Source organism: Pseudovibrio sp. POLY-S9, assembly GCF_001431305.1.
Taxonomy (GTDB): Bacteria; Pseudomonadota; Alphaproteobacteria; order Rhizobiales; family Stappiaceae; genus Pseudovibrio.
Map to the genome: position 1 here is coordinate 314,398 of NZ_LCWX01000237.1, position 8,156 is coordinate 322,553.

General features: G+C 52.5%; 7 protein-coding genes. 4 read left to right on the forward strand and 3 right to left on the reverse strand.

Features of this window, described 5'->3' with window-relative positions; all coding sequences use genetic code 11:
- From PPL9_RS31640 to PPL9_RS25430, 3 genes are all read right to left on the reverse strand, one after another.
- Positions 1-316, reverse strand: a 316-nt coding sequence (locus PPL9_RS31640; protein WP_200962370.1) for a cytosine permease, incomplete at its 3' end; no start/stop codon positions are given.
- 212 nt (positions 317-528) lie between these two features.
- Positions 529-1,983 carry a dihydropyrimidinase gene (gene hydA / locus PPL9_RS25425; protein ID WP_057465314.1) on the reverse strand — a complete coding sequence of 485 codons (1,455 nt, stop codon included), beginning with the start codon at positions 1,981-1,983 and terminating at the stop codon, positions 529-531.
- A gap of 32 nt (positions 1,984-2,015) precedes the next feature.
- The gene (locus tag PPL9_RS25430; RefSeq protein ID WP_057465315.1) at positions 2,016-3,287 is read right to left on the reverse strand and encodes a Zn-dependent hydrolase; all 1,272 of its coding nucleotides are present in this window, start codon (positions 3,285-3,287) and stop codon (positions 2,016-2,018) included.
- Positions 3,288-4,191: 904 nt separating this feature from the next.
- Between PPL9_RS25430 and cofG the strand changes: the two genes are divergently transcribed.
- The 4 genes from cofG to cofC form a co-directional block, all read left to right on the forward strand.
- Positions 4,192-5,268 (forward strand): 7,8-didemethyl-8-hydroxy-5-deazariboflavin synthase CofG, encoded by a 1,077-nt coding sequence (gene cofG / locus PPL9_RS25435; RefSeq protein WP_082597121.1) that lies wholly within the window; start codon positions 4,192-4,194, stop codon positions 5,266-5,268.
- On the forward strand, positions 5,265-6,539 hold the full coding sequence (gene cofH / locus PPL9_RS25440) for a 5-amino-6-(D-ribitylamino)uracil--L-tyrosine 4-hydroxyphenyl transferase CofH (RefSeq protein WP_057465316.1): 1,275 nt from the start codon (positions 5,265-5,267) through the stop codon (positions 6,537-6,539). Before cofG ends, cofH begins: the two co-directional genes overlap by 4 nt.
- A complete protein-coding gene (gene cofD, locus PPL9_RS25445; RefSeq protein WP_057465317.1) occupies positions 6,536-7,519 on the forward strand; it encodes a 2-phospho-L-lactate transferase in 984 nt (327 codons plus the stop codon). Before cofH ends, cofD begins: the two co-directional genes overlap by 4 nt.
- Positions 7,516-8,156, forward strand: a 641-nt coding sequence (cofC, locus tag PPL9_RS25450) for a 2-phospho-L-lactate guanylyltransferase (protein ID WP_057465318.1), incomplete at its 3' end; no start/stop codon positions are given. The genes cofD and cofC, both read left to right, overlap by 4 nt.

Below are 8,156 nucleotides of genomic sequence, written 5' to 3' on the forward strand. Positions count from 1 at the left end.
ACTTGGTGCCTGCATGGCCGATCAGAACCATTGGAATGAGAACGATTGCGTTGGCGAGCAGGATCGTCATGACCGCCTGATCCCAACTCATGCCTGCGCCAATCAGATAGGACGCGAGCAGATACGTTGGGATACAGACCACCATACCGACCCAGAGCGCGGAGATGGAAACCCAGTTCCATGTACGAGCTACTGCAGCGGTTGGCAGCTGATCTTCGTTGTAAAGATCACCGTCGATTCCGACGAGTTCCTGATGGATAATACCAAACTCGTCCGGGACGACATTCCCGGTTGAGCCTAGAGTTGAATCCGACATCGAGTAATTCCCCCTCAGATTAAAAGCAGCAGATCCCCTCTAAAAATACTACTGCGTTTAATGACCAGCCCGCGTACCCCACGCGGACCTGATGGCATATCGCAGTGCTTTTCAGCTCCGCGACATGCTCAAAATTGTTACTTTCGGGCGCATCCTTATCCGAAAGCCAGTGCCCTCTGTTCGGAGATGCGCCTTTTGCTCTGTGTGCAGGCTTATACGCCTGCTGGCATCAATTCTGGCCGGCGCTCAACTTTGCGCGGCGCTGTGATTTCCTTCCACTTGGACAGAGCGGCGCCGACCGGAGCATTTGGCTCGCGACCAACGAATTCACCGTGACCTGGTTCGGTTTTAACCGTGCTTTCCTCAATCGCGACCTTGCCGCGGGTGAGTGTGAAGCGTGGCAGACCGACCACTTCCCTGCCTTCAAACACGTTGTATTCAACGCAGGACTGCTGATTTGCAGCAGTGATTGTTTTTGAGCGGTTAGGATCCCAAACAACAATGTCGGCATCCGCCCCTTCAAGAATTGCACCTTTTTTAGGATACATATTCAGGATCTTGGCGATATTGGTGGAAGTGACAGCTACGAACTCGTTCATGGTCAGGCGGCCTGTGCGCACACCGGTTGACCAGAGCATTGGCATGCGGTCTTCCAAACCGCCTGTACCGTTCGGGATCTTGGTAAAGTCGCCAACACCAAAGCGTTTCTGCTCCAATGTGAAGGCGCAGTGGTCAGTTGCAACCACCTGCAATGAACCGGACTGCAAGCCTGCCCAAAGGCTATCCTGATGCTGTTTGTTGCGGAACGGAGGCGACATGACGCGCTGTGCGGCGTGGTCCCAATTCGGGTTGGCGTACTCACTGTCATCCAGTGTCAGGTGCTGAATGAGTGGCTCCCCATACACACGCATGCCTTTTTGACGGGCGCGGCGAATGGCTTCATGGGCCTGTTCACAGCTTGTGTGAACGATGTAGAGCGGCACACCAGCCATATCTGCGATCATGATTGCACGGTTGGCTGCTTCACCCTCCACTTCCGGCGGACGGGAGTAGGCATGCGCTTCCGGACCGTTGTTGCCTTCTGCCAGCAGTTTTTGCTGCATGGTGGCGACCACATCACCGTTTTCAGCATGGACAAGCGGCATCGCACCAAGCGCAGCACACCGCTGGAAGGATGCGAACATTTCGTCATCATCCACCATCAAGGCGCCTTTGTAGGCCATGAAGTGCTTGAAGGTATTGATGCCACGATCCACCACTTCCTGCATCTCATTGAAGACCTGCTCACCCCACCATGTGACGGCCATGTGGTAGGAGTAATCAGAGCATGCTGCGCCGGATTTTTGTTGCCAGATGGCAAGCGCTTCCATCATGGACTGGCCGGGGGATGGCAGACAGAAGTCAACCACCATGGTTGTGCCGCCAGCAAGGCCAGCTCTTGTTCCGATCTCGAAGTTGTCTGCAGAATGCGTTCCCATGAACGGCATTTCCAGATGCACGTGCGGGTCAATCCCGCCCGGCATAACATAACAGCCGGTGGCATCCAGCGTTTCATCACCAGAAAGGTTCTCACCGATTTCGATGATCTTGCCACCGTCAACCAGCACATCAGACTTGTAGGTTCTATCGGCAGTTACAATCGTGCCGCCTTTGATAACTTTAGACATATTGCAGTCCTCAACTCTTTCAAATCTATGGGTTATTCGGCTGGCTCGGTGGTATCTTGCTCAATTTCCGCGTACTCAAGCACTGCATGGAACAGCACGTCAGCACCTGCGGTTGCCCACTCTCTTGAAATCTCTTCGTCTTCGTTGTGGCTCAAACCATCCACGCATGGGCACATGATCATGGCTGTTGGCGCTACACGGTTGATCCAGCAAGCATCGTGGCCTGCGCCGGAAATAATGTCGCGATGGGAATAGCTCAGGCGCTCTGCTGCATTGCGCACGGCAGAGACGCAGCCTTCATCGAAGGTGACCGGATCAAAGTGACCGACGGCTTCAATCTCAATGCCCAGACCAAGTTCTTCTGCGATTTTCGGTGCTTCAGCTTCCAGTTTAGCTTTCATGCCATCCAGAACGTCCTGATGCGGGGAGCGGAAATCGATGGTGAAGACGGTTTTACCCGGAATCACGTTGCGGCTGTTTGGATAGACGTCGCAATGTCCAATGGCGCCAACGGCTTCTGGCTGGTTCTCCATGGCAATCTGGTGCACCAGCTCTGTGATGCGTGCCATGCCGAGACCTGCGTTTTTGCGCATTGGCATTGGGGTTGAGCCGGTGTGGCTATCTTTTCCTGTGAGCGTGACCTGCAGCCACCAGAGGCCCTGCCCGTGGGTGACAACACCGATGTCCTTTTCCTCGATTTCGAGGATTGGTCCCTGCTCAATGTGGAGTTCAAACATGGCGTGGAGTTTGCGGGCGCCTACCGGTTCCTCACCTACATAGCCGATGCGCTTCAGTTCATCGCCAAACTTCTTGCCTTCTGCGTCTTCGCGGTCATAGGCCCAATCCTGCGTGTGCATGCCAGCAAACACGCCAGAAGCCAGCATTGCTGGAGCAAAACGGGTGCCTTCTTCGTTGGTCCAGTTGACGACTTCAATTGGGCGTTTGGTTTTGATGCCACGCTCACGAATGGAGCGGATTACTTCCAGACCTGCAAGTACGCCAAGCACACCATCATACTTGCCACCAGTTGGCTGCGTATCCAGATGAGAGCCGATCATGATCGGGTCAAGGCTCGGATCTTCCCCTTCCAGCCGGGCAAACATGTTGCCCATGGTATCAATGTGCACTGACATGCCTTCAGCCTCACACCAGCTGGTGAAAAGCTTGCGGCCCTCGGCATCTTCGTCTGTGAGCGTCTGCCTGTTGTTGCCGCCACGAACACCGGGTCCGATTTGGGCCATATCCATAAGGCTACGCCACAGTCTGTCACCATTAATACGATGATTTGAGCCAAGTTTACTCATAAGTCTCTCCGATAACGCTTTTACAACGTCGTTTTATTCAACTTACCCGCGCTTTATTCTTTAAAAATGCAACGGGCTCGCCATAGTTATCTGGTCTCCCGAAGGAGTATAAAACTGATAAAACCGATGAGGACTTTCGCAGGATTCAAGCTGTATCTCTTTTTTTGACAGGACGGACGGATTGCAACCGCACATAAACAGGCTGCAGGCAAAATATGTCAAAAATTCAATCTACTAGATTTCCCGCAGGGTTATTTTTCCCATTTGGAACAGAGTAGGTATCGTATGCAGAGGTGGCCCCCTCATACAATAGCTTAGTTCAGCTTAAATCTTGGATATTCCCCTCCCAAAACTTTGGGTAAATTGGACCAAACAGTCAATTATCTGTCAACCCACCTTCAAAAATGGATCAATTTCACCAGCCGACTTCAAAATTTCTCCTGATATTCCAATAGGTAAAACACTTAGAGGCCCTCCCAAAACTGCGAGATAAGCGCGTCGCAGGTAAGAAAGCTCCACAGCTTACTAAGTTTTTTTGATGTTTTTTTCTAAATCATCGGAATCAAAGTTTCCCCATCTACTTATCAAGGGAAACAACACACTGGAAAGACGGATATTTATGCATGTACTGCTAAAATTTTGCACAAATAAGATTTTGATAGTTCAATATTGCAAAGCACCTTTACAAAAATCATTGCAAAATAAAGCTTTCCATTGCTGAAACAGGCTCTTAACATTGCTTGTTTTATTTGCATTGCAGCATATTTATTCTAGCCGAGAGATAATTCTCCCTTGACTAACTGTTAGTTGCAGATATTTTTTGACCGAGAGGTAAAAAATTATGCTGACTGCTGACCAAGCGCGATACCTGGGGGAAGTGCAAGGCTCAGATCTTCGGGATCTGATGCAACAGGCTGCTACAGTAAAGCTTCAGTATTGGGGCAACACTGTCACCTACTCCCGTAAAGTTTTTGTACCACTGACAAACATGTGCAGGGATACATGTACGTATTGCACATTTGTCAAACACCCCAGTTCGCCCGAAGCCAACATTATGACACCGGAGCAAGTGATGCGTACGGCGCGTCAGGGTGAAGAGACCGGATGCAAGGAACTGCTATTCAGCCTGGGCGAGAAGCCTGAACTGCGCTACGAACAGGCGAAAGCAGCTCTGGCAACGCTTGGCTACAGTTCCATGGTCAGCTATCTGGCAGATGCTTGTGAGATGGTGCTGCGAGAAACGACTCTCCTGCCCCACGTGAATGCGGGTACGCTGAGCGATGAAGAGATTGACCAGCTGCGCCCCTTTGCCGCCTCCATGGGCATGATGTTGGAAACAACCAGTCGCCGATTGATGAAAGAAGGCCAGCCGCACTATGGCTGTCCGGATAAGGCTCCTGTCCAACGCCTGCGAACTTTGGAACGCGCTGGACAAAAGAAGATCCCGTTTACCACCGGATTGCTGATCGGCATTGGCGAAACGTGGGAAGAGCGCATTGAAGCGCTGGAAGCAATCAACGAAAGCCATGCTCGCCATGGGCATATTCAGGAAGTGATTATCCAGAATTTCCAGCGCAAGCCAGGGATTGGAATGGAAAATCATCCGGAACCTTCGCTGGATGACATGCTGCGAACACTCGCCGTGGCACGCTTGATCCTTTCCCCCGAGATCAGTCTTCAGGCTCCACCAAATCTGAGTGAACGGCATATGGAATACTTGAGTGCGGGTATCAACGACTGGGGCGGCATTTCGCCGGTCACCATTGATTTCATCAACCCACAACACCGCTGGCCAGTGATTGATGAGCTTGCAAAATCTACTCAGCTGGCAGGGCAGAAACTGGAAGAGCGCCTGACCGTTTATCCGAGTTATCTGCGCGATAAAACCGAGTTTGTTGACCCTGCTGTGCTTTCAAAATCACAAGGGCTTTGGGAACAGATGGGTTCCTCTGCCTCGCTTCAGTCAGGAGGCACCCTATGACCCTTCACAATTTCCCGCAGCGCACCGGTGATACGCCAGAGTTTCGCAGTGTCAGCGCTCCCGTTCGTGATATTTTGAGCAAGGCACTGGCTGGTAATGAGGTTTCTCAAGCTGAAGGCGAATGCCTGTTCCGTGCCTCAGCAGAAGAATTTCCAGCTATCGCCTATGTGGCGGATACGCTTCGTCAGCGGTGCAATGGTGATCGGGTGGGCTTTGTGGTCAACCGGAACGTCAACTTCACCAATGTCTGCTACATGGGGTGCAAGTTCTGCGGGTTTGCCAAGCGAACCGAAGATCCGGGTGCTGAATGGCTGGTGCCTGAGCAAGTTGTTGCACGGGCACAAGAGGCCTGGGACCGAGGGGCGACTGAGGTCTGCATTCAGGGTGGCCTGCACCCTAAAATGGAAGGCACTTATTATCGTGAGCTCGTGTTGGCGATCAAAAAAGCGCTGCCGGACATGCACATCCATGCGTTTTCGCCGTTTGAAGTTTGGTATGGCGCGGCCAAGACCAAGCAGTCTTACACGGACTTTCTTCAGGACCTGAAGGATTGCGGGCTGGGTTCCCTGCCCGGTACCGCGGCGGAAATTCTGGACACAGATATTCGCCAGCAGCTGACCCGCAACAAGTTGAGCACCGAGAAGTGGGTGGAGATTATCAAAGCGGCCCACGAGGTTGGAATTCCAACCACCGCAACGATCATGTACGGCCATATAGATGGGCCAGACCACTGGGCGGCTCACATTGCCTTGCTGCGCGATATTCAAAAGGAAACCGGTGGCTTCACCGAACTGGTGCCACTAAGCTTCGTGCACTCCGAGAGCCCGCTTTATACGGCGGATCCGAAGAACGTGCGCCCTGGTCCAACTGATCTGGAAGTACGCAAGATGCATGCAGTTTCGCGGATTATGCTGCATGGCTGGATCGACAACATTCAGGTTTCCTGGACCAAGCTTGGTGCAGAGTTTGCCTCTGATCTTTTGCAATGCGGAGTGAATGATCTGGGCGGCACTTTGATGAATGAGAGCATCTCCCGCTCTGCTGGGGCGGCTCATGGGCAGGAGATCACAGCCTATGAAATGTGCCAAGTCATTCAGGAAGCAGGCAGAGAGCCTGTTCAACGCAACACCATTTATGGCGTGATCAATGATTTTGCCGATGGATTGCCAGAACAACAGGCGCCATTGGTTGCCCGCGCGCACTCCGGACTGCTGAACTTCCTGACTGAGGCTGATGGTGCGCCTGTACAAGCGGTTGGAGGTGCTGGATGAGCTCAAACACACCTATCAAAGTTACTCTGATTGCCGGAGGGGTCGGCGGCGCCAAAATGGCGGAGGGCCTGTATCATCTGGAGAATGTGGAACTTTCCATTATCGGCAACATTGCAGATGATGAGGCTTTCCACGGTCTCTGGGTTTCGCCGGACATTGATACCCTCACCTACACACTGGCCGATGTGATTGATCGCCAGCAAGGTTGGGGTGTGGCGGATGAAAGCCACCGCGCATTAGACACGCTCTCTAAACTGGGTGACGATACATGGATGTCACTTGGAGATCGTGATTTTGGCCTGCACATTTACCGCACACACAGGCGTCGTCAGGGAGATCGCCCAACGCATATTGCACGTGATATTGCCAAGAGCTTTGGCCTTGAGTGCGAGATGATTTTGCCAACGGACGACACGGTTCAAACGCGTGTGAGAACGGAGGTTGGTTGGCTGAGTTTTCAGGAATACTTCGTCAAAGAGCGCTGTGCGCCTGAGGTTCGGGAACTGCACTACGATCATATTGAGGATGCACATGCGACCGAGGAAGCGCTGAACGAACTTGCGGAGGCGGATTTAATTGTGGTCGCGCCAAGCAACCCTCTCGTGAGCATTCTGCCAATCCTGAAAGTTCCTGGCATTCTGGAAGCAGTAAAGGCCTCCCAAGCTCCCAAGATTGGTGTTTCGCCGATCATCAATGGTGGTGTTGTGAAAGGCTCTGCGGACCGGATGCTATCTTCCCTTGGCTATGAAGCATCAGCCTTTGGTGTTGCGCAGATCTATGCGGATTTTCTGGATTGCTTTGTGATTGACAACGCAGATGAGCAGCATGTGACTGCCATCAACAGTCTTGGTCTGCGCACTTCTTTGGACACAATCCTCATGAAGACCCGCGATGACAAAGTACGACTGGCGGCGACGCTGCTTGCTCTTTCCGATGTTGGCCGTGGAAATGCATCAGAGGCTCAGGAGCTGAACGCATGACGGAAACCGCAGTTAAAACGCTTGTTGTTGTTCCGGTAAAGGATTTTGCGAGGGCCAAGTCGCGTCTGGGGCCGGATCTTGATGCCAATGAACGGGCCATCGTGGCTGCGAACTTGTTTGCGCAGACCATTGCTTTCCTGCAGGACGCACAGACACGCAGCAGCACGCCCTTTGACATTGCGGTGGTCACCAGTTCAGCGGATATCGCAAAAGCTGTGACTGATCATCGTCTTCACCTGATCTTAGAGGGACAGGAAGATGGGCTGAACTCGGCGCTGTCCACTGCTGCTCTTTGGGCAAAAGCGCATAGTTACGAGACACTCTGCGTTTTGCCTGCAGATATTGCAGCTCCTGACTTTGGTGAGTTTGAGCGACTTCTGGGCCTTGCGGGCTCACCCAGTTCGCTGGTTCTTTGCCCGGCGCATGACTACGGTACCAATGTGCTGATTGTAACGCCGCCGGATGCCATTTCGTTCACCTATGGCAGTTCATCCTTCCTGAAGCATCAGGCCCAGGCGGCAGAGCTTGGTTTGAACTGCGTGATCGCCCCGTCCTCCTCCTTTTCCAGAGATATCGATTACATGGAAGATTTGAGCGCACATCAGCCTCGGCTCCTTGAGAAACGTTCTGATCGGAG

Coding starts and splice junctions, on each gene's coding strand:
- hydA (WP_057465314.1), bottom strand. CDS start 1,983: ATGTCTAAAGTTATCAAAGGCGGCACGATTGTAACTGCCGATAGAACC.
- PPL9_RS25430 (WP_057465315.1), bottom strand. CDS start 3,287: ATGAGTAAACTTGGCTCAAATCATCGTATTAATGGTGACAGACTGTGG.
- cofG (WP_082597121.1), top strand. CDS start 4,192: ATGCAACAGGCTGCTACAGTAAAGCTTCAGTATTGGGGCAACACTGTC.
- cofH (WP_057465316.1), top strand. CDS start 5,265: ATGACCCTTCACAATTTCCCGCAGCGCACCGGTGATACGCCAGAGTTT.
- cofD (WP_057465317.1), top strand. CDS start 6,536: ATGAGCTCAAACACACCTATCAAAGTTACTCTGATTGCCGGAGGGGTC.